The 21,457-nt window shown below is 34.5% G+C and carries 16 protein-coding genes; 4 read left to right on the forward strand and 12 right to left on the reverse strand.

Going from position 1 to position 21,457, the window contains the following annotated elements:
• Positions 1–20: 20 nt before the first annotated feature.
• Both IPJ53_11365 and IPJ53_11370 read right to left on the reverse strand, forming a co-directional pair.
• Positions 21–2,486: a PD40 domain-containing protein gene (locus tag IPJ53_11365; GenBank protein ID MBK7799706.1), complete on the reverse strand. Its 2,466-nt coding sequence runs from the start codon at positions 2,484–2,486 to the stop codon at positions 21–23.
• A 17-nt stretch (positions 2,487–2,503) separates the two neighbouring features.
• Positions 2,504–3,511: a PorP/SprF family type IX secretion system membrane protein gene (locus tag IPJ53_11370; GenBank protein MBK7799707.1), complete on the reverse strand. Its 1,008-nt coding sequence runs from the start codon at positions 3,509–3,511 to the stop codon at positions 2,504–2,506.
• Between the two features lie 376 nt (positions 3,512–3,887).
• Here IPJ53_11370 and IPJ53_11375 point away from each other — a divergent pair, with 376 nt between their 5' ends.
• Genes IPJ53_11375 through IPJ53_11385 form a run of 3 tightly spaced genes read left to right on the forward strand, consistent with a single transcriptional unit; the run spans position 3,888 to position 5,689 of the window.
• Entirely contained in the window at positions 3,888–4,271 is a 384-nt protein-coding gene (locus tag IPJ53_11375) for a hypothetical protein (protein MBK7799708.1), read from the forward strand.
• A gap of 1 nt (position 4,272) precedes the next feature.
• Positions 4,273–5,124 (forward strand): formate dehydrogenase accessory sulfurtransferase FdhD, encoded by an 852-nt coding sequence (fdhD, locus tag IPJ53_11380; GenBank protein MBK7799709.1) that lies wholly within the window; start codon positions 4,273–4,275, stop codon positions 5,122–5,124.
• A 1-nt stretch (position 5,125) separates the two neighbouring features.
• Entirely contained in the window at positions 5,126–5,689 is a 564-nt protein-coding gene (locus IPJ53_11385) for a molybdenum cofactor guanylyltransferase (GenBank protein ID MBK7799710.1), read from the forward strand.
• 77 nt (positions 5,690–5,766) lie between these two features.
• Here the strand turns inward: IPJ53_11385 and IPJ53_11390 are convergent, their stop codons facing one another.
• The 9 genes from IPJ53_11390 to IPJ53_11430 form a co-directional block, all read right to left on the reverse strand.
• Positions 5,767–6,696 (reverse strand): hypothetical protein, encoded by a 930-nt coding sequence (locus tag IPJ53_11390; protein ID MBK7799711.1) that lies wholly within the window; start codon positions 6,694–6,696, stop codon positions 5,767–5,769.
• 81 nt (positions 6,697–6,777) lie between these two features.
• Positions 6,778–7,119, reverse strand: coding sequence for a gliding motility protein GldC (gldC, locus tag IPJ53_11395; GenBank protein ID MBK7799712.1), 342 nt, complete (start codon positions 7,117–7,119; stop codon positions 6,778–6,780).
• A 2-nt stretch (positions 7,120–7,121) separates the two neighbouring features.
• Complete coding sequence (locus IPJ53_11400) at positions 7,122–8,057, reverse strand: DUF4249 family protein (protein MBK7799713.1); 936 nt, start codon at positions 8,055–8,057, stop codon at positions 7,122–7,124.
• Positions 8,054–10,405, reverse strand: a complete 2,352-nt coding sequence (locus IPJ53_11405) for a TonB-dependent receptor (GenBank protein ID MBK7799714.1) — start codon at positions 10,403–10,405, stop codon at positions 8,054–8,056. Before IPJ53_11405 ends, IPJ53_11400 begins: the two co-directional genes overlap by 4 nt.
• A 31-nt stretch (positions 10,406–10,436) precedes the next feature.
• Complete coding sequence (locus IPJ53_11410; protein ID MBK7799715.1) at positions 10,437–11,243, reverse strand: TraB/GumN family protein; 807 nt, start codon at positions 11,241–11,243, stop codon at positions 10,437–10,439.
• Positions 11,244–11,280: 37 nt separating this feature from the next.
• Complete coding sequence (locus tag IPJ53_11415; protein ID MBK7799716.1) at positions 11,281–11,754, reverse strand: Lrp/AsnC family transcriptional regulator; 474 nt, start codon at positions 11,752–11,754, stop codon at positions 11,281–11,283.
• A 163-nt stretch (positions 11,755–11,917) separates the two neighbouring features.
• The gene (locus IPJ53_11420) at positions 11,918–13,339 is read right to left on the reverse strand and encodes a Glu/Leu/Phe/Val dehydrogenase (GenBank protein ID MBK7799717.1); all 1,422 of its coding nucleotides are present in this window, start codon (positions 13,337–13,339) and stop codon (positions 11,918–11,920) included.
• Between the two features lie 254 nt (positions 13,340–13,593).
• Positions 13,594–14,655, reverse strand: coding sequence for a cytochrome c biogenesis protein CcsA (ccsA, locus tag IPJ53_11425; protein ID MBK7799718.1), 1,062 nt, complete (start codon positions 14,653–14,655; stop codon positions 13,594–13,596).
• A gap of 3 nt (positions 14,656–14,658) precedes the next feature.
• The gene (locus tag IPJ53_11430; protein ID MBK7799719.1) at positions 14,659–15,309 is read right to left on the reverse strand and encodes a heme exporter protein CcmB; all 651 of its coding nucleotides are present in this window, start codon (positions 15,307–15,309) and stop codon (positions 14,659–14,661) included.
• A gap of 198 nt (positions 15,310–15,507) precedes the next feature.
• Here IPJ53_11430 and IPJ53_11435 point away from each other — a divergent pair, with 198 nt between their 5' ends.
• Positions 15,508–16,902: an N-acetylmuramoyl-L-alanine amidase gene (locus IPJ53_11435; GenBank protein ID MBK7799720.1), complete on the forward strand. Its 1,395-nt coding sequence runs from the start codon at positions 15,508–15,510 to the stop codon at positions 16,900–16,902.
• Between the two features lie 291 nt (positions 16,903–17,193).
• On the opposite strand, the gene rpoC is transcribed toward IPJ53_11435, so the two are convergent.
• The gene (gene rpoC, locus IPJ53_11440) at positions 17,194–21,456 is read right to left on the reverse strand and encodes a DNA-directed RNA polymerase subunit beta' (GenBank protein ID MBK7799721.1); all 4,263 of its coding nucleotides are present in this window, start codon (positions 21,454–21,456) and stop codon (positions 17,194–17,196) included.
• Position 21,457 lies beyond the last annotated feature (1 nt).

Below are 21,457 nucleotides of genomic sequence, written 5' to 3' on the forward strand. Positions count from 1 at the left end.
TAAGATTTCTTTCAACTTAATTATAATTTTCCTCGATCATCAACGCCCTTAAGAATTTCCAGAATTTCAACTCTTCGCTCATACGCGGCCTTCAAACTGTATATTGAATTTCGGGTATCTTCAAGACTATCACTTACATCATTCCCTGACATGGATTCTCCAAAAGGTATTTCTTTTATTTTTAAACTTTGTGATTTTATAAAAGGATGAAATGAAGAATTATTATAGGTGTCAAATTCATTTCGTATTGAATTGACCCTTCTAGAAGATAGCTTTTGGTTATAATCAGACTTGGCTCTTGGCGATGCATATCCCTTTAAGAATATATCAATGTCGTGCCCTTCTTCCAAAATAATCTGTAATTTATCCATAAAAATTTCAAGCTTATCTCCGTTTGCTTTTACTCCTTTCTCAAAAAATGTATCAATTTCTAATATTGTTTTTTCTTTAATCGGTCCTTTCAAAATATGAGTAAATTCATAAGTGTATTTACCTTTCTTTGCTACATAATCATTATAAATTTTCGAAAACAACACATTGGTGGTGTCTGAATCCGATCGAGGGTTGGGCATATCATTATCAAAAAAGAGTCTAATTGGTAGCAGCTTTCTCAATTCAGCAATTGCACTGAGTTCCAAAAACATTTTTCTGTTCAGTAACTTTTCTGCAGCAGTTTCTTTAGCAGAAATAGTGATCATATCGGATTCATACTTCTTTTTGGATGCTAAAAGTTTATAATTTCTTCCCTTTAATAATTCAAAATTGAAAAAATTACTATCAGGATTGGTCATCTCCCTTAAAAGTTCATTCTTATCAGTATCCCATAATTCAACTTTCACTCCTTTAAGCCAAGCATTTGTTGTGCGTTCAAAAGTTAGCACATTCAATTGTTTCCTTTCTATTAAAAATATCTCTCGTTTTATTTGATCGAAATTTGGTAAATCAATGGTGGTAAGTTTGATGGAGTCACTTTCATACCCATCTCTTGACGCTATTATCTTATAATTTCTACCTTCAACAAGTTTAAAATTGAATTGTGACCGGTCGTCTAAGTTAAGAGAAGTAATCAAGCTATCCGATTCCGTTACATCTATTAACTGCAATTTTACGCCTGTTAATTCAAGAGAATCAAATGCATCCTTTGTTATTACCAAGAGCTCGACAGTTGCAGGTGTAATATTTACTTTATAAATATCAAAACAACAAGCCTGAAGTAATTCATCGACATAAGCTGACCCAGGTTTATTTGACACAAGGTATGCAGACTTTTCATTTGTCATCGTACTGTAACTTAGTTCGTCATAGCTTGAGTTAATTGATGGTCCTAGATTAACAACTTTGAGTGAATCCTTTCCTTTCCAACTATACTTAAAAACATCTAATCCGCCAAACCCATTATGATAATTGCTACTGAAGTAAAGGCTCTTTGATTTGGTTGAATAATAAGGTGAATATTCATCACCAGGAGTATTTATTATTTCCAGATTTTCTGCAGCAGAACAACTTCCATCATCCCTGATTAAAACAGTGTATACATCATATCCACCTTTTCCATCTGGTCGATTACTGGCAAAGTACAATCGATCCAAGCCCGTAAGGTTGTCTTTAACAATACTTGCCTGTGTCGATGAATAATTTTTCTGATTTACTTCTTCAGGAAATTTTATTGGCCTACTCCATTTTCCATTTTCGAATACCTTGAAATACAACTCACATTCAATATTAGTAGTACCCTCTTTGTAATTACATTGACTGTAAATGAATTTTGTCCGATCTGAAGAAAAACTTGGATTTGCAACAAAGGTATTTGCTTCAATTAGGCCTGTCTCAAGAGTATCAGTTACCCCACTTTTTTCATTATACTTGAATATTTTACCTTTAGGTTTTCCTTTAGACGATGATTTGAATTTTGGATCCATTCTCAATCCTGAAAAATACAAATCCCCTCTTGAAGCCATAGGGCCCGATTCACTTTCTTTGGTATTAACTCCACCCTCCATTTTTTTCATCTTAATTAATGGATCCTTGGTATTCAGATGACTCTTAGCCCACCTTACTTGGTCAAGACGATGTTGTGAAAGAATGTGATTAATTTCTTCTTCTTCTGATTTTGCCAAGTAGGCCTGGTAGGAAACCAAAGCTTCCGTATATCGACCCTGGCTGTATTGTAATTCAGCTAAATAAAAATCAATTTCTGGATGTCGTTCCTCAAAATCTGACTTTAAAAGAGCCTTAAAATGGGATTCAGCTTTTGAATATGCGTTTAAGGCCATTGCTGATTTCCCTGCTAGAAAATGCAAGGTATCTTCACTTAATTTATACTTCAATGCCTCGCCAATTAAATAATAAGCTTCATAATGGTTGTCCTCCTGAATATTTTCGGTAATTGGCACCCAATATGATTGAAATGAAGGATAATTCTGACCATAGGAAATGCTACCATAAATGCACGTAAAAATATAAAGTAAAATTATTTTGTTGGGCACAGTCAAATTATTTAATATTAATAAATAGGGCACTTTTTATAGATACCTATAGGCTTTACACCTTTAAAAACGTATTGCACAGCCAATTCAGGCCCCCCTCTTTTATTTGTTGCTGATTTAAATGCAGAAGTATTCATGTCATAACTTCCTGAGATTAACCAATTTTTCCACTCAATACCTAAATTGGGTATAATTGCGTCATCTACTCTAACATTACATCCCAAGAGTACATTTAAAACTTGCCCTGGAGTGCGGTTCAAATAAATTCTCACCATTCCGGAACCCAGCATTTCTTTATAATCTGCTTGCGATTGATAATTTGCGCCGATTATTAAATCCAAAAATCCTCCAACTCCAATATTCAATTGCCCTGAACCGGAATATCTATAAGGTAATAGAGATTTAGTGCCGTTTGCTGAATAAAAACTTTGATTGGGTTTGTTTAAATGAAATATGGCCCCATTAATCATTATTCTGGACCTTTTGGTTAAAGCAAATTCATATAATCCCCCAGCCCCAAGATCCAAAAAGAAATCTCCACTGGTGGCATAAGTCTCTCTAGAAGAAACTTTTGGATCGAATCTATCTCCTATCCATTGGACGTCCCACCTTAATTTTTCAGTCCCTAATCTTCTCTGAGCTATAGAAGGACTTATCCCAACATTCGCAAAGTGGCGTTTACCAAATAACCTGGAATAACCAATATTAGGAAGGAGTTTACTCATATTTAGTTTAGAGTCTCCTGCTTTATCATAATCCAAACCAAACCCAAGATTGATTTGACCTCCATTATTAGGTAAATTAATCTTAGTATCATATAATAAACTTACCGTCATATAAGGGACAGGAACCGAAAGCCACTGATTGCGATAATTTACAGTCAAACGGTGGTCACCATCAAAATGTCCTATTAAAGCCGGCGAAAGGTTGTGGTAATTGTAATAGTATTGAGAAAAATGAACATCCTGGGCTTGAAGTCCTATCCAACCTACCATAAATACCCACAAAAAACATTTATTCAACATAAAATCATGTTTATTAAATTCAAAATAAAGGGAAGATGGAAATCCGAAAAATGGGATCTTGGTCGGGAAATTCAATTGTGTTGTTCAAAGGTACAAAATTATTCATAATTCACATATATAATAAAGTTTTATATGAAAAATATCTATACAACCAAACAAGTAAAATTTCTAACCATCTGAATTTCTGTAACTTAATACAATGATTAATTAAAATTAATCAAAAAATAAATTTAATAAAGCAATCTTATTTGTGTCAAATTCAAATCATTTCATCCTCCTTTTGAAACTCTGTTATTAAATCAACAAATAGCTGGAAAAGCTTTTTATCATTGGCATGAACCTTTAGTGTGGTATTTTTGTAATAATTACAAAATCAATGAAACTCAGGTTTAACACAAATTCAATTAGATTCCGTCTTAGCAAGGAGGATATAGATTGTCTGAATAATTCAAAATTAGTCAGTGTTTCAATTCCATTTGGCCCGAAAAGTGGGGATAATTTTTCTTACTCAATTATTCAGACTAAAGGCTCCAAAATTGATCTTAGCTATGCAAATAATCATTTAAGACTGTTTATCCCTCAACAACTTGCAGATGATTGGATTCTGTCCGAAAAAGTTGGTTTCAGTGAAAGATTCTCCTTGAGCCAGGAATGTGAACTTTTCATCCTGGTTGAGAAAGATTTCCAATGTCTCCAACCAAGAGAATTTGAAGATGAGACATTAAACTTTCCGAATCCATTGGCTAACAGGCTATTGTAACATGTCTGCTTTGGAAATTAATAAAAAAGCAATTATTTATTGGGAGAATGGCCTTTCAACCCAAAAGTATGATAACGTTGCGGCAGAAGAGCCTTTAGAAATTATAGTTAGGTTAAAATTAGAAAACAGAACTGTTTTCAAGACCATTTCAATAACAATGAGAACCCCTGGTCAGGATGAGCAACTTGCTCTTGGCTTTCTTTTTAATGAAGGAATCATTGATTCAAAATTTGACGTACTTTCTATTGACCAAAGAATGAATTGTTCAGGTGATGATATTACTCATCAATCAATAATTTTTGAACTGAATCCCAAATTGAACAATAGAATTGTAAATTTGAATCGACACTTTTACACCTCTTCTAGTTGCGGAGTTTGTGGAAAAACAGCTATTGATCTAGCCATGACTAATAGTCACTTTATTCCAAAGAAACTTCCGGGGGCTATAAACCCATTTACATTGGGGCAGCTTCCTGAAATATTGAAAAAAGAACAAAAGTTATTTCATCTAACAGGTGGAATTCATGCCTGTGGTGTTTTTGACTTAGATCATAATTTGATTTTCTTTGCTGAAGATGTTGGTCGTCACAATGCATTAGATAAAGTTGCAGGATGGTGTCTCAAAAATGAAACTATACCATTGTCTGAACATATATTGATACTCTCTGGCCGTGCAAGCTTTGAGTTAGTTCAAAAAGCAATGTGTTTAGGAATTCCTATAATCTGTTCAGTGGGTGCTCCAAGTTCTTTAGCAATCGAATTAGCTGAAAGTCTTGGATTGACTTTAGTGGGATTTTTGAAAAACAATAAAATGAATATTTACTCAGCTGCCTATCGAATTGATTTAACCTAATATGATTGGAATTGTATTGTGTGGTGGGTTAAGCTCAAGACTTGGATTCGACAAAATGAATATCCAAAAAGGAAATAAACCATTATTTCAGTGGTGGAAAAATATGCTGAACCCTATTTGTTCAAATGTTTATATTTCATGTACATTGGAACAAAAACTCAAGTATAAAATTAAAAATGCGATTTTGGATGAAGAATTAAATCAAGGCCCCATGTCTGGAATTATAACCGGAATAAAGAAATTCCCTACAGAATCAATATTAGTTGTAGCATGTGACCTTGTAAATCTGAATGAAGACAATATCAAAACATTATCAACATTAAGAGATAAAAACAAAATGGCAACTTGCTACCTAAATAACGAAAACAATTTACCCTTTCCGCTTTTCACTGTTTATGAGAATAAAATTTTTAGTATGCTTTTAAATGAATACTATAATGGTCGCAAATCTGCATTAGATGTCTTATTAAAAAGCGAAATAAACATAATTAATAATAATATAAATCTAAAAGGGATCAATACCACAGCAGATTTATTAGAATATCAGAACAGCCTCAATTGCTAATCCCAATCTTTATTATCAATTGCAAAAACCTGAAGAATCACCTTAAGTTTTATAATTCGAACAGAGACTGAAAAAAACTACTTTGAATAAAGAACTAAAATGAACGTTTGGCTTGTCAACCTAATTATTCTCTTATATGTAGGCATACCAGTTGATTCCAACCAAATAAAATAAAGGTGCTTCATTAATTTGGGTAAATACTCTATGAATTTATCGATTTCGGTCTGCCGCCTATCCAATTGTCTTTTTAAAAAACGTGAGATCATTTGATTTGCAAGTGGAATAAGAACAACAAACCAAAATATTAGAATGACTAATGTCCTCAAAAGATAACCCAGAACAAAATATAAATTATTGTGCTCTGGCACAAAATACGTAAAAACTGAGATAATAAACAAAAGGATAAAAACAAAGTAGTAAATCTTATTATTAGAAGAAAACTTTATTGGCTCATCAAATTCACCGTATAATTCTTTCAAATCAATTAAATCATGATCGGTGACTCTATTATTATTTTTCCACAATCGAAAGATTAATATCGAAACTAATAATGCAGAAATTGAATAAATCGTAAAATAAAAGCCAAGTAAATAAATACTTCCATTAAATATTTTCAAATTGAAAATTTTTAAAAGGGTCTTGTTTACAAAAATATCCAATGCCCCCCATAAATTCATTCCATAAAAAACTGTAAGTGTGATGACTTTTTGAAAGGCTGACTCTAGGAAAGAAATTAAAGTAACAAAAAAAATAGAAAACCAATTTATGGAAAAAATAGAATACACTAGAATAGATAAAAAAGCCTGAAAACAAATAGCCAAGTAAGCGGTAGGTGGAGTGTGAGGACTTAATAAAATCTTTATAATGGCTACTTGCAATAAACTAGTAAGTATTGTTTTAACCGGCGACTTTGAATAAAAGAAGATAAAAGTTAAAATACTAACGGAGAATCCATTCAATATAATTCCTGAAAATGGAATTTTGAAAGCGTGTAAAAATCCACCCAATCCAGATTCAACTAAACCCCACAATGCAGTCAATCTAAAAAGAATATTATGCCGATTTTCTTCCGAAAGCATCAAAAAGAACTAATTACCTGGAGATATAATTTCAGTCCGCTCTCCAAAATAATGAACAAACTGCTTAAATTCTCCTGCTAATTGAACATTATTTGTAGATTTTAAATAAGTATCGCTAAGAGCATTTAATGTTTGAAACATAAATCTATCCATTTCAACTACTTGCATTTCCTTGGTCCACAAATCAAGCTTGAGCGTATCCAAACTATCTTTTTCGAAAATTGACAGTAAAATTCCTTTTGCAGGAGAAAGTGATTCAGCTCCTGCATCCTGCGCACTCCATTCAATTTCTGAGGGAATATTTTCCTGATCCAGGGTAACCCTAATAAGAATTTCAGACTTCTTTTCCATATTTAATTAGGAACAACCAATTTATAATATTTACAATTTTGTGTACCAAAGATACCTAAGCCGTTGGAAATATTTCCATCAATTCTGACATATGAAGAGAAAGGTCCTTGACGGGTCCGACTGACCTCCAGGGTATTCCAGAACTCAAATTGCGCTTTTTCAATTCCGCACCACTTAATTTCAATACTGTCCCCCTTTCTAAAATATCCGGAGGTTTCATTAAAATCTTCACCAGGCTGCATTGCTTTTTGTAAAGTAAATTTGAAAGCTTGCCCATTAAAAAAATAATCATCAGTTACTGAACTAAAATTTGGGATTAAGGCCTCCCCTTCCCCGGCCGTAAAATACCTATAATAATCACGATCAACCGGTCTATCTTGTATCTTGCAAAACAACTGTAAAAAACTATCAAGTGGCTTTCCGGGAACAACATCAAACCAAATAGAATCTATTGGATTAAGTGCAGGAATAAATGCCTTTGACTTAACTGAATCCATACTGGTATAAATGTTAAGCTCATATTCAACCCCCTCTGAAATGTTTAATTGATTTAGCACATCAATGTACACACAAAAATTAACTGCTGTACTGTCTAAATTTAAACCAAATCGTTTAGCCAACGATTCACGCACCTCAACTGGTACATCATCAATGCATATTTCTGTTAGCTCGATTTTTTGTTGATCAGTACTTATTAAAACTTTTGCATCATGGATGAAAAGCTGCTCTAAAATATTTATTCCAAATTCTGAATAGAATGGTAAAGACTTAGTCAAAATTACATAGGGTGGTATTCCTTCCTCAGACTTCTCAATATAAGATTCTACTACAATTTTTTGTTGATCTGAGGAAGTAATTGGAATATACTCTTCTTCACATGAAATCAATAGCATCATCAAAAGCCCTGATATAAATAACAAATAATAAGATAATCTCATTTCGATGTAGATTTATTACTGTCCCAATAGAAATTCCAAACAACAGAAGGAATCAAGGTAAAGATTGAAACTTTAACCGCCCTTGCCTTTGCATCTCCTGTTAATATATTTGAATTCAAATCAGTGTATATAAAAAATGGATTTCTTCTGTTGTATAAATTATAGATGGAAAAAACCCAACTACTGTGAAAGCGCTTTTTGTGATTATCTCTATTGTCGTAAGCAACCGATAAATCAAGTCTATGATAATCTTCTAAACGTGCACTATTACGAGGCCCATATTCTACATTAGGACGAGCGTCTATAATAAATAAACTTTGAATAGGCGTATATGCTCTACCTGTCGCGTATATAAAAGTGGAAGATAATTGCCAATTTTTAAAAATTTGGTAGCTACCTACCACAACCAGATCATGCGGCCTGTCGAAAACTGCAGGAAAAACACGCCCATTTTCAATTCCATCATACCATCTTTCTGTTTTTGACAAAGTATAGCCAACCCAGCCATTCAACCTTCCCTTCTTTTTCCGAATAAAAACCTCAATGCCATAAGCGCGTCCTTTACCGTACACAAATTCATTTTCTACTTCAGATGAAAACATCTCTACATAGCTTTCTCTGTAGTCAATCTGATTTCTCAAATCTTTAAAATAGGTTTCAATTGAAAATTCTATCTGGTCACTAAATAAATTCCTAAAGTAACCAAGAGCGTATTGCAATCCTATTTGTGGTTTGACCAATTCAGTACTTGGTACCCAAATATCAGTAGGCAGTGTGCTTCCAGAATTGCTTACCAAATGAAGATATTGACTCGCTAAAGTAAATCCTCCTTTCAAGGAGGAATTTTTATCTAATTTTTTATTAAAAACAAATCTAGGCTCCGGAACAAAATAAGTTTTTACAATTTGGCCCTTTTCGAAATCAATATTTTGTAATGAACTTTTGTACGGGCCCAAAAAAACGAAAGCGGACAATCTTAAACCATAATTTACACTCAATCCTGAATTTAATTTCCAATCATCTGATAAATACAATTCAGATTCATGGGCAAATTTCTTAGTCAAGTTTGACTTAAACTCAACTTCACCATTAGTTGCACTAACTATATTTGGAGTAAGCTGGTGATAAGTATGCCGCAATCCCGTTTTTATATGATGAGATGGACTTGGGTAATAATCAAGATCAGATTTTATTGAGAAATCCCTGACCCCTGAATTTAATCTTACCTGAAATTCTTCCTGCCCACCATTTAATTGAAAATTATAATCATTATATATCATTGAAAAATTGGCAAATAGGTTCTCTTTGAGAATGTGATTCCAGCGAAGTGTACTTGTCGCATTTCCATATGGCAATTCAACCGAAAATGCCCTCTCTCCACTTTTAAATTTAAACACATCTCTACCAAAGTATCCACTTAAATATAACCGATCTTTTTTAGAAAAACGAAAATTAATTTTAGTATTCAAATCATAGAAATAATAATTTGTACCGGCAAAATTAGTTTGATTAATAAACGGTTGTGCCAGATCCAGTGCATATGTTCTTCTGGCCGATAAAATAAATGAGCTTTTGTGTTTTCGAACAGGTCCTTGGGCTGTTATCCTCGAAGATATTAATCCAACACCTCCATCAATGCTATAGTATTCATCATTTCCTTCTTTCATTTGAACATCAATAACACTGGATATTCGACTTCCATATTCTGCTGGCATACTTCCTTTTATTAACCGAGTATTTCTAATTGCATCAGAATTAAAAACACTAAAAAAGCCAAGCAAGTGACCAGTATTATAAACCACAGCTTCATCTAACAATACAAGATTTTGATCAGGCCCTCCTCCCCTTACATATAATCCCGCAGTGCCTTCAGTGGCAGAGGAGACCCCAGGCAAAAGTTGTAGTGCCTTAAGCGCATCAATTTCCCCTAACAATGCAGGGAGTCTTTTGATACTTTCTACACTGAGATCAATTGTCCCCATCTCATTACTTTCCAAATTTTTCTTAAGTTCATCAGAGGTGATTACAATTTCATCCATCAATACACCTTCACTAAGTTTTATTTGGATAGTTGTATCAGATCTTAATTCAAGTGCTAGATCAATATTATTATATCCCGTATATGAAATTACAAGATCATAAAACCCCTCATTCAAAGTAATGGAATAGAAGCCATAATTATTTGACACAGTTCCAACTGCAGGATTTTTTTTTAAGTACACATTTGCTCCGACTAGTGATTCTCCTGTTGACTTCTCCGTTAAGTACCCATTTATTGTAAACTTTTTTTGAGCTTGAGAAGCTGAAATTAAAGTTAAAAAAAAAGTGAGGCAAATTATAAAACGCATGCAAATGACAATATGGTTAATAAACCAAATTTTATACGGAATGTTTAAGAATCACTGGTCTTAGCTTGTAGTTTTTATCTTTCAATAATTTAAGCATCCCAAATTGACCATCAAAATGCGATGCCCCTACAGAAGCAAATACGCTGCCTCTCTTCAACAAATCATCTAAAGCATTTACCATTGTTTGATTTCTCTCATATAAAAATGGTTTTCGCAACTTACCCAAGCGTCTCTTAGTTGATTGGTATATTTTTGGAGTCTCTTGAAGATTATATAGTTCTAATAATTTTGTCAATTGTCTTCTCCACAATTTAATATTCCTGAGAGCTTTATCTAACATTTTGAATTGTTCCAGAATGGTCATCTTTAGTAAATGATCAAAATGATAATTTATATCTTCCAGCCCGGACATTTCTTTTCCTATCCCCTTAGAATAATCCCATATTAACTCATCAAAATTGGAAGACTCCAAATTGCTTTGGGTTATCTTTAATGACAACAAATTCAAGAGAATTATTGGATTTAAATGACAGTGGTCTTGCAAGGAAAAGCCCAGACTTTTTTGTATCAATAACTCATACTTCTTTATCTTGGAAAAAGACCAATAATCTTGATATGAATTACCTGAAGGTAGAGAAAAGTATTTTGGATTTAAATTTTGATGAACCTCATCAAGGTGAATTTCAGTAGCAACAATATCTACACCTTTTATGTATGGCTCTAAACTGGCAAGAAGAGAATGTACAAATTCAGTATTAATGTGAATTGAACCAAACAAATAACCTGAACCTGAATTACCATTATTAAACTCCCAAAGTAAGGAGCACTGACGCACCATAATTTAAATATGAGGACTCTGCAAAGTCCTTTAAAAATTACTCAATTTCAATTGGCAGTAAATGATTCTCTTTTATTATTGAAAGGTTCATAAGGGTTTTAAGCCTTTCAACTTCTTCAATTTGAGACAATTTCTTAAAAAGCAAGGCTTCATAACTCTGCATATCCTTACAAACTACCTTCATTAATATGTCGGCATCTCCTGTTATTACAAAACATTCAATAATCTCATTAATACTCTTTATGCGTTCAATAAAGCTTGCTAGAGCATTTTCTTTACTCCACTTTACATTAACCAAAACAAATGTACTAATGGACAAATCAACTTTCTGGGGATTGATCTTTGCATGATAACTCTCAATAACGCCAGTCTGCTCCAACTTTTTCACCCTCTCGAGTGTCGGAGCTGGGGACAATCCAATTTTCTTTGAAAGCTCTAGATTGGTAATTTTACTATTTTCCTGAAGTAAATTAAGAATCTTTACGTCTATTTTATCAAGTTTTTCAACCATTGTAATAATCTTTAGAATATTTCACTGAAATCATCTTATTAACGATGCTAAAGTAGAATATTATTTTGAAAAACCTCTTAATTAAAGAAATATTAACAATTAACTATGGTTTTTTCAAATATTATGTTGGCAGTGAATTAGGAAGCTATAACAATGAAAATCTCTAAGGAAATATACCAAGATTGGCATAATCGTTTGAAATCTTCTCGAGCGCCACAACAAAGGCTGCATTTCTTAAACTACCAATGTCCTGTCTCGTACTATAAACTTCCCAAATTTGTTGAAAAGAGGTAACCATGGTCTCCTCTAATCCAGACCTGACCAAATCTATTTCATCAGCGCCATGTGTAAGAAATTGCTTTTCTTTGGCACTTATGGTCTTTCCAGATAAATTCTCAACGGTTTCAACAAGTTTGGAATAAAGATTGGAATCAAATCTTTTTTCCATCCTTCCAAATCGCATGTGGGACAAATTTTTTAACCATTCAAAATAAGATACTGTTACCCCACCTGCATTTAAGTACATATCTGGAACAATCAAAATTCCTCTTTTAACTAATTCTTCCTCAGCATCCGCGGTTACCGGACCGTTTGCAGCTTCCCCAATAATCTTAGCTTTAATTCTAGACGCGTTTTCAACAGTAATTTGGCTTTCTAACGCAGCGGGTATCAAAATATCACACTCAAGTTCTAATGCTGAATCTCTTCTTTCCAATGTCTTCGTTCCAGGAAAGTTTAGAATCGAACCTGTTTCTTTACGAAATTCCAGTAGTTTTTTAATATCAATTCCATTTGGGTCATGTATGGAACCCTCATATTCTGCTACTCCTATCACTTTTACCCCTCCTTCTTCTTGCATGATAATACCTGAAAAAGAACCAACATTACCCATTCCCTGAATTACTACTGTCTTTCCCTTAAGTCCTTTAGTAAGACCCAGCTTCGTCATTGCTCCTTCTGTTTCACAAAGTTCTCTTAACCCATAAAATACGCCTCGACCAGTTGCTTCGTTTCTGCCTCTTATTCCATTTTGATTTACGGGTTTACCTGTAACACATCCTGAAGCATCAATTTCTCCTCCTTTGAAAGTTACATATGTATCCAGAATCCAAGCCATTTCCCGTGGCCCAGTTCCGTAATCTGGAGCGGGAACATCAATCCCCGGACCGATAAAATTCTTTTTGATTAATTCTGTTGTATACCTTCTGGTTATGCGTTCCAGCTGATCTTCTGTATACTGCCATGGGTTGATTTTAACCCCACCTTTGGCCCCACCAAAAGGAACATCCACAATTGCACATTTATAAGTCATTAAAGCGGCAAGAGCTTCTACTTCGTCTTTATTCACATGCTGACTGTACCGAATTCCACCTTTTGTTGGTAATCTGTGGTGACTGTGTTGTGCTCTATAAGCTTCAATCACTTGAATTTCATCACCAATTCTTACCGGAAACCGAATCTCATAGACTGCATTACAAGCTCGAATTTGTGCAAGTATTCCCTTTGGTATATCAGTAAAACCAGCTGCACGGTCAAAATTTCTATTTACACTATCTAAAAATGAATTTGCTGAAATATCACTCATGGTTAATTCTATTTTCAAGTTTACTAAGCTTTCTGTCCAATAATATTAAAAAAACAATAATTCCACAAAATATTATGAAAATAACCCCAAATACTACATTGATCTTACCGGTGCTTCTCATAAAATCCTGACCTTGGGCTTGTCCGATTACTAAAAAGAGACAAAAAAGTATTGACGTAAGTAGCATTCTAATTTTTTCCATAATCTAAACGCGAAATTGAGTTTAAAATTCTAAAAAAAGAAATATTTGGATATTATTTATCTTCTTGATCATCTAAAACCGAACTTAACCGATCCAGTCTGTATTGTAGTTGGGCCATCCAAAAACCAAGAATACTGAATCCGATAACAGCAGGATAAAATACCAATCTGAGTACATTGTCCATGTCGTCCGAACCAAAAGCAGGATTTCCTCCATTTCCAGGGTGCAAGCTGTCAGTAAGCCTGGGAAGAACAAAAATCAAAGGAACAACTGCAACCAATGCAAAAATATTATACGCTCCGGAAATCCGGGCTCTTCTATCAGGATCTTCGATTGAAGATCGCAAAATGAGGTATGCAAAATAGATGAGCATGGATAAAGCCGACATATTCAACTTGATGTCATTGGTCCACCATGTATCCCAAGTATTCCTCGCCCACAATGAACCGGTAGCCAAACCTAAAACCCCAAACAGCATCGCTGTTTTTACCAGAGACGATGATCGAAGATCAAAATCTCTGTTTTGGGTCTTCAAGTATCTAATCGCATAATATACAGAGACCATCAACATAGAGAACATTGCAAACCACAACGAAACATGAAAAAAGGTGTTTCTGATAGTTTCGTAAAGGATGTTTCTATAAGGAAATCTGGAGGTGTGTTTAATATGGAAACCAGGACTTTTTGTCAATGTCCAGGATAAATTTCCCGCAATTTCATTAATAGAATCTTGGCTAAGAATTATTTTTGATGGAAGCACACTGGTTCCATCAAAATCCGAATCTATTATAAAAGAACATTGTACCAAATTTAGCTTACCTGGTAAATGTGGAGGCAAATCAAAAACTGTCTCCAAATCAGTGTCATTAATTATATTAACTTGTGAAGCCTTCAGTAAAAATGAATTTCCGGTTTTTAAATAAGATATAACACTCCCTTTTGTAAAATTCGTATTGTATCCTTTTACTTTAATATTCACCTGCTGATTAGTTATAAACCTATTGGGTTCTAAGTCATAAATACCTGGTTTCAAAGGATTCAAGATACCAACAAACAAGACATAGACCAACAATAAGATCCCCAAGTATTTCCACCAATGAATTTTAAAAATCATAAATCAGTTTTTCCATGTTAAGGGAACTAAAAAAATTATCATTGCCAGCACAAAAAGATTTATACCTATGATTATTCTCAAACCCGAAAAATAAATATCAAATCCGTATCCATTCAAAATTTTTAACCCTGTTTCAAAAGCTGTACCCATTAATGGAAAGCTTAAGGGTAACACCAACACAGTCAACAACAAAGTTTTTCCTTGCCCCTGGCTGGCCAAAAAGGATGAAAAAGTTAGTATTAATGACATTCCGGTATTAAAAAATATCAACAAAATTAACCAGTTTGATAATGCATTTTCCGAAAGTGGAATGAGTAAACTTAAAACACTCCATAAGAGTACGCCAAGAACATTTAGTAAAACAAAGAGGTAGACAGATTTTGCAGCAAAAAGCTTAAAGGGGTGCAGAAGCTGATAACTTATAATTTTAAACCTTTGGGTATCTTCTTCAAACACTCGGGAACCAGTAAAAAAACATAAAAACATAAAAACTAACCAATACAACAAATTCCACAATTCAGGGTTAGCTCCTCCAGAAAAAAAATAAATCAGATAACTCACTCCAAAGAGGAATGCAAGTACGCCCCCAATTTGATAAAGAGATCTCCACTCATACACCAACTCCTTACGAACCAAACTAATAAAAGACTTCATTTAAGTGCAAAAGTAATCTAAATCTTATCAGTTGTAACTCAATCTTGGCATATGGAAAATAAGAAAAAATTAAATCAAGAAGACATAAGGCACTGAAATTCAAATCAATACATTACTAAAATAATTAATCTATATGTTACTATATAATAAGATATTACATATTATATATATATCATATATTTGTGTTAAATACTGTATATGATTCAAAGGCTTCTCTTGGTCGTTACCCTATTGACCCTGCATATTGAAATGACAGCCCAATTACGGGGGAAAGAATATTTGTCTGCCAAAGCAACTAAAGGACAAGGTGTTTTAAGTCTTCTCAGAACATATAAGCTATTAGATAAAAAATGCAACCTCGAGGCATTTTATGAAATCAACAAGCTGGTACCAGGGGCTGAATTGAAAAATGGCAAATCTTACAAGTTGCCTATTTTAAAGTCTAAATACGATGGAAAAAGTATCAGAACATCTGTCGACATTGCGAACTATGAAACAGCTAGGGCAATTCAAGAATTTAACCAAGATTTGTTTAATGCAAAATTGAAAAAATCAGATTATAAATCAAGTAGAGAATTGTGGATTCCATTGTATTATGAAGGCTGTCCAATACAAGAAATTGGCCAGAAATCTAAGCATACACTAATTGACAAAAATTTTGCTTCAACGCGTAATTCGTTATCCCTTGAGCCTATTAAGGCTCTTAATTCGACTCCAAAATCACAAGACAAACGAATATTGGTTGCAGATACAAAATTAGATGAAGAGCTTTTTGAAAATGAATTTAACCAAGTTGAAAACTCAAATAGACGCCCAATAAACAACTCTGTGAATGACAAATCATTCACCAGAAAAGTTTCTAATAAAATGGTAAAAGTATCCCTGTTTGGGAAAGAGAAAAGTGAAGTTCCAATTGAATCTGATGAATTAAAGGATCAAATATTTTACATTGTCCCCGGCCACGGTGGACCAGATCCAGGCGCTTTAGCAAAACTGCCCAACAGTCACACAATTTGTGAAGATGAATATGCCTACGATGTAAGTCTCAGGTTAGCGCGAAATTTAATTATACGTGGCGCAACTGTTCATATCATTGTTCAGGATAAAAATGATGGTATACGTGATGAACGCTATCTGGATTGTGATGAAGATGAAAAGGTAATGGGCGGGCTAGAAATGCCAATTAGCCAGAAGAAAAGACTAAGACAAGGGATGGTAAAAGTAAATCAACTATACCTCGAACATAAATTAGAAGGATTTAAAAAGCAATGGATGGTTTCGATACACATTGATTCGCAGCCGGAAGAAAACAGACAAGATGTTTTCTTTTACTATCAAGCTGATAGTAAGAAAAGTAAAAGAAAAGCTAAAGATCTTCAAAAAGTGTTTACAGAAAAATATCAAGAATTCCAAGGAAGAGATTATAATGGAGATATTTCCACCAGACCGCTCTATGTAATTCGTGCTTCTCAACCTGATCCTATTTTCATTGAGCTCGCCAATATTCGCAACCCTAAAGACCAGGAAAGAATCCTTTCTCCAAAAAACCGACAAGTACTTGCTGACTGGTTGTTACAAGGATTTTTAGATTAATCATTAACCCCCTATTACAAAAAATATTGTGCCGTTTTGGCTTGTTAATTTGATGTTACAACTTAACAGACTTAACCTTAATGGTAATAAGATTAATTCATCTAATATTTAATTCTATTACCCTTGTTTTTGGCGTACAATTTTTAATAAATTGAACTTTATTAAATCAACCAATATATTAAGCCATAATTTTTCTATTCATTCATCGAATAATACAAATCCTTGAAATTTTAGATAAAATAAAAAAGGGACAATGAATTCATTGTCCCTTTCAAAATATGATACAATATTTTACAATTCAGAAGAATGTTTGCGTCTAAAACCAGTGTTAACCAAAAGATCTTTGTAAATCTTCTGACCCGTACCTGCCGGAATTTTCTTTCCAATAATTACATTCTCTTTTAAGCCAGACAAATCATCAGATTTTGCTGCAATTGCCGCTGAGCTCAAGACTTTTGTTGTTTCCTGGAAGGAAGCTGCTGAAATCCAACTACTTGTTCCGAGTGATGCTCTGGTAATACCCAAAAGCAAAGAACTGGAAGTTGCTGATACCGCATCCCTGAATTCACAAATTTTCTTATCGTTTCGCTTAAGAAATGAATTCTCCTCTCTTAATTGTCTTATAGAAACCAACTGGCCGCGTTTCAACTTTGCAGAATCTCCTGCTTCTGTGATCACTTTTTTGTCAAAAATGTTATCATTTTCAGCAATAAATGTCCATTTATCTACCGGTTCCCCTTCAAGCAAAGTTGTATCACCCGGATCTTCTATTTGAACCCAACGCATCATTTGCCGGACTATTACTTCAATATGTTTATCATTTATATTAATCCCTTGAGAACGATATACTTCTTGAACTCCATTCACTAAGTAAGATTGTACAGCAAAGAGACCTTTGATTTGGAGAATATCCCGTGGGGCTATAGTTCCATCTGAGAGCGGAAGTCCAGCTCTTATGAAATCTCCCTCCTGAACGAGTATATGCTTAGACAATCCTATAAGGTATTTCCTTCTTTGTCCAGTTCGTTCATCCTCAACAAAAATTTCTCTATTTCCTCTTTTAATTTTGCCATATATAACAATGCCATCTATCTCTGAAACCACCGCAGGGTTAGAAGGATTTCTAGCTTCAAATAATTCAGTAACCCTTGGAAGGCCTCCTGTAATATCCGATACCTTACTGACGTTTCTCGGAATTTTTCCAATTTTCTGCCCTGCAGAAATTTCTTCATTGTCTTCAATGGAAATATATGCACCCACTGGTAGGGAGTAACTTTTAAGCTCTTCTCCACTTGGACTTACAATGAATATTGCAGGAATTTTTTTCTTGTTTTTAGACTCTATAATAATTTTCTCAGAATATCCCGTTTGGTCATCTCTTTCCATCCTAAAAGTAACTCCCTCCTCAATGGAATCGAATTTCACAATCCCGGAAAATTCAGACACAATCAATGCATTGAATGGATCCCAATTACATAAAATCTCACCTTTTGTAACCTTCTGGCCATCCTTTATCAATAAAGTAGCACCATATGGGACGTGAGCACTTGTCAACAATTTCCTGTTATCAGGGTCAAGCACTTTAATTTCACCAGAACGAGAAAGAACTACATGAGATTTTACACCACCTTCATGGGATTCTGCAAATTTCACCCCATCGAACTCAATAATTCCATCAAATTTAGCTGTGACTTCAGATTCAGCTTTTGAAACGGCGGCTACACCTCCTACGTGAAAAGTTCTAAGTGTAAGCTGTGTTCCAGGCTCTCCGATACTTTGTGCAGCTATGATCCCAACAGCATCCCCGGTCTCAGTAATTCTTCCGGTTGCCATATTTTTACCATAACACTTCGTGCATACACCCTTTCTTGCTTCACAAGTAAGAACGGATCGAATCATTACATATTCAACACCTGATTTTTCAATATAGTTAGCAGTCTTCTCATCTATATACTCACCTGCTGCGATAATTACCTCATCAGTAATTGGATGATGGACATTATTTAAAGTAAACCTACCCTGAATTCTCGAAGATAAATTTTCTATAACTTTATCATTGTCAATCAAAGCAGAAGTATCAATACCTCTAAGTGTATTACAATCCTCATCAGTAATTACAACATCTTGGGCCACGTCAACCAACCTTCGTGTAAGGTAACCCGCATCGGCCGTTTTTAAAGCGGTATCTGCAAGACCCTTACGAGCTCCGTGAGTTGATATGAAATATTCAAGTACCGACAAGCCATCCTGAAAATTAGAAAGGATTGGGTTCTCAATAATTGCCCCACCAGTGTCTCCTGACTTTCTAGGCTTAGCCATTAGACCCCTCAATCCACAAAGCTGCTTGATCTGCTGTTTTGATCCTCTAGCACCTGAATGTAGCATCATGTATACTGAATTGAAGCCCCCTTTGTGCAAGGCCAATTCCTTCATCAAATTATCGGTAATCCTGTTGTCAGCATATGTCCATCGGTCAATAATTTGGTTGTAACGTTCATTGTTTGTGATCAATCCCATGTTATAGCTATCCCAAACTTCGTCAACTTCTTTCTGAGCATCAACAAGGGTTTTCGCTTTAATTGATGGCGTTATTAAGTCCCCAAGATTGAATGAAAGACCTGCTTTAAAGGCCCAATAGAAGCCCATGTCCTTTATATCATCTAGGAACTTTGCAGTTACCGCAAAGTTTGTTCTTTGAATGATTTCCCCAATGTACTGCTTTAGATGTTTTTTAGTCATCAACTCATTTACATAAGGCACACTTTGTGGTACAGCTTCGTTAAAAATCACTCTTCCTACAGTGGTTTTAACAATTTTTTGCACCATTTCGCCATTCTCATCCTCAGCTCTTGCTTTGACCTTTATTGGGTCGTGCAGCGAAATTTTTCCTTCGTTAAATGAAATTATAACTTCTTCTGCACTATAAAAAACAGATTCTTTAACTACCTTTTCAGTAACTCTTTCTTTGGTTAGATAATATAATCCTAACACCATGTCCTGAGAAGGTAATGTTACTGGTGATCCGTCTTGAGGGTTTAACATATTGTGTGGCGCAAGCATAAGTAACTGAGCTTCAAGAATTGAAGCATTACTTAGAGGAACGTGAACAGCCATCTGGTCACCATCAAAGTCCGCATTGAATGCACCACATACCAAAGGGTGTAATTGAATTGCTTTTCCTTCCACAAGCGTTGGTTGGAAAGCCTGAATTGAAAGTCGGTGAAGTGTTGGGGCTCGGTTCAACAACACAGGATGCCCCTTCAATATATTTTCAAGAATATCCCAAATTACTGGATCTTTTCGATCAACTAATTTTTTAGCTGACTTAACAGTTTTTACAACGCCTCTTTCAATTAATTTTCTAATGATAAAAGGTTTAAACAATTCCGCAGCCATACCTTTTGGAAGTCCACATTCATGCAACTTCAAAGTAGGTCCAACAACAATGACCGAACGTCCACTATAATCAACCCTCTTTCCGAGGAGATTTTGTCTGAAACGGCCCTGCTTTCCTTTTAGAATATCACTCAAAGATTTTAATGCACGTCCTCCCTCAGCTTTTACCGCATTTGATTTTCTAGAATTATCAAAAAGAGAATCAACCGCCTCTTGCAACATTCTTTTCTCATTCCTGAGAATTACCTCTGGCGCTTTAATTTCTAACAACCTCTTCAATCGGTTGTTTCTTATGATTACTCTTCGATACAAATCATTTAAGTCAGAACTTGCAAAACGACCACCGTCCAATGGCACTAAAGGCCTTAATTCTGGTGGGATTACCGGGAGATATTGAATAATCATATAATCCGGGCGATGATTTTTGTTATTGAGCCCTTCTCTGAAGGCTTCAACAACTCTCAATCTCTTAAGAGCCTCGGATTTTCTTTGTTGTGATGATTCATTTGACGCTTGATGTCTCAATTCAAATGAAAGATCATCCAAATTTATCCTTTGCAACAAATCAAAAATGGCTTCTGCTCCCATTTTCGCAACAAACTTGTTGGGATCTTTATCATCCAACATTTGGTTCTCCTTAGGAAGACTTTCCAAGGTTTCAAAATACTCTTCCTCAGTTATTAAATCCAATAGATTCCTTCCATGTTGGGCAGCTAAACCTGGTTGCACCACTACAAACCTTTCATAATAGATTACAGACTCTAGCTTTTTTGATGACAAGCCAAGCAAGTAACCAATTTTATTAGGTAGGGATTTGAAAAACCAAATGTGAACTACAGGGACAACAAGCTTTATGTGTCCCATTCTTTCTCTTCGAACTTTTTTTTCAGTTACTTCAACCCCACAGCGATCACAAACAATCCCTTTGTAACGGATCCTTTTATATTTTCCACAATAGCATTCATAATCCTTAACAGGACCAAAAATTCGTTCGCAAAATAATCCATCTCTTTCTGGTTTATAAGAACGATAATTAATTGTCTCTGGCTTTAAAATCTCCCCATAGGATCTCTCCAGAATTTCATCCGGAGAAGACAAACTCACGGTGATTTTTTCAAAATCCTGATCTTGTTTGAAAGTTTTATTCTTAAACGACATC

Origin of the sequence: Candidatus Vicinibacter affinis, assembly GCA_016714365.1 — a bacterium.
Taxonomy (GTDB): Bacteria; Bacteroidota; Bacteroidia; order Chitinophagales; family Saprospiraceae; genus Vicinibacter; species Vicinibacter affinis.

What these genes read in the sequence shown, in the direction of transcription:
- rpoC (MBK7799721.1), bottom strand. Translation starts at nt 21,456, where the DNA reads ATGTCGTTTAAGAATAAAACTTTCAAACAAGATCAGGATTTTGAAAAA.
- IPJ53_11400 (MBK7799713.1), bottom strand. Translation starts at nt 8,057, where the DNA reads ATGAGATTATCTTATTATTTGTTATTTATATCAGGGCTTTTGATGATG.
- IPJ53_11370 (MBK7799707.1), bottom strand. Translation starts at nt 3,511, where the DNA reads ATGTTGAATAAATGTTTTTTGTGGGTATTTATGGTAGGTTGGATAGGA.
- IPJ53_11435 (MBK7799720.1), top strand. Translation starts at nt 15,508, where the DNA reads ATGATTCAAAGGCTTCTCTTGGTCGTTACCCTATTGACCCTGCATATT.
- IPJ53_11415 (MBK7799716.1), bottom strand. Translation starts at nt 11,754, where the DNA reads ATGGTTGAAAAACTTGATAAAATAGACGTAAAGATTCTTAATTTACTT.
- fdhD (MBK7799709.1), top strand. Translation starts at nt 4,273, where the DNA reads ATGTCTGCTTTGGAAATTAATAAAAAAGCAATTATTTATTGGGAGAAT.
- IPJ53_11430 (MBK7799719.1), bottom strand. Translation starts at nt 15,309, where the DNA reads ATGAAGTCTTTTATTAGTTTGGTTCGTAAGGAGTTGGTGTATGAGTGG.
- gldC (MBK7799712.1), bottom strand. Translation starts at nt 7,119, where the DNA reads ATGGAAAAGAAGTCTGAAATTCTTATTAGGGTTACCCTGGATCAGGAA.
- IPJ53_11410 (MBK7799715.1), bottom strand. Translation starts at nt 11,243, where the DNA reads ATGGTGCGTCAGTGCTCCTTACTTTGGGAGTTTAATAATGGTAATTCA.
- IPJ53_11420 (MBK7799717.1), bottom strand. Translation starts at nt 13,339, where the DNA reads ATGAGTGATATTTCAGCAAATTCATTTTTAGATAGTGTAAATAGAAAT.
- ccsA (MBK7799718.1), bottom strand. Translation starts at nt 14,655, where the DNA reads ATGATTTTTAAAATTCATTGGTGGAAATACTTGGGGATCTTATTGTTG.
- IPJ53_11385 (MBK7799710.1), top strand. Translation starts at nt 5,126, where the DNA reads ATGATTGGAATTGTATTGTGTGGTGGGTTAAGCTCAAGACTTGGATTC.
- IPJ53_11375 (MBK7799708.1), top strand. Translation starts at nt 3,888, where the DNA reads ATGAAACTCAGGTTTAACACAAATTCAATTAGATTCCGTCTTAGCAAG.
- IPJ53_11405 (MBK7799714.1), bottom strand. Translation starts at nt 10,405, where the DNA reads ATGCGTTTTATAATTTGCCTCACTTTTTTTTTAACTTTAATTTCAGCT.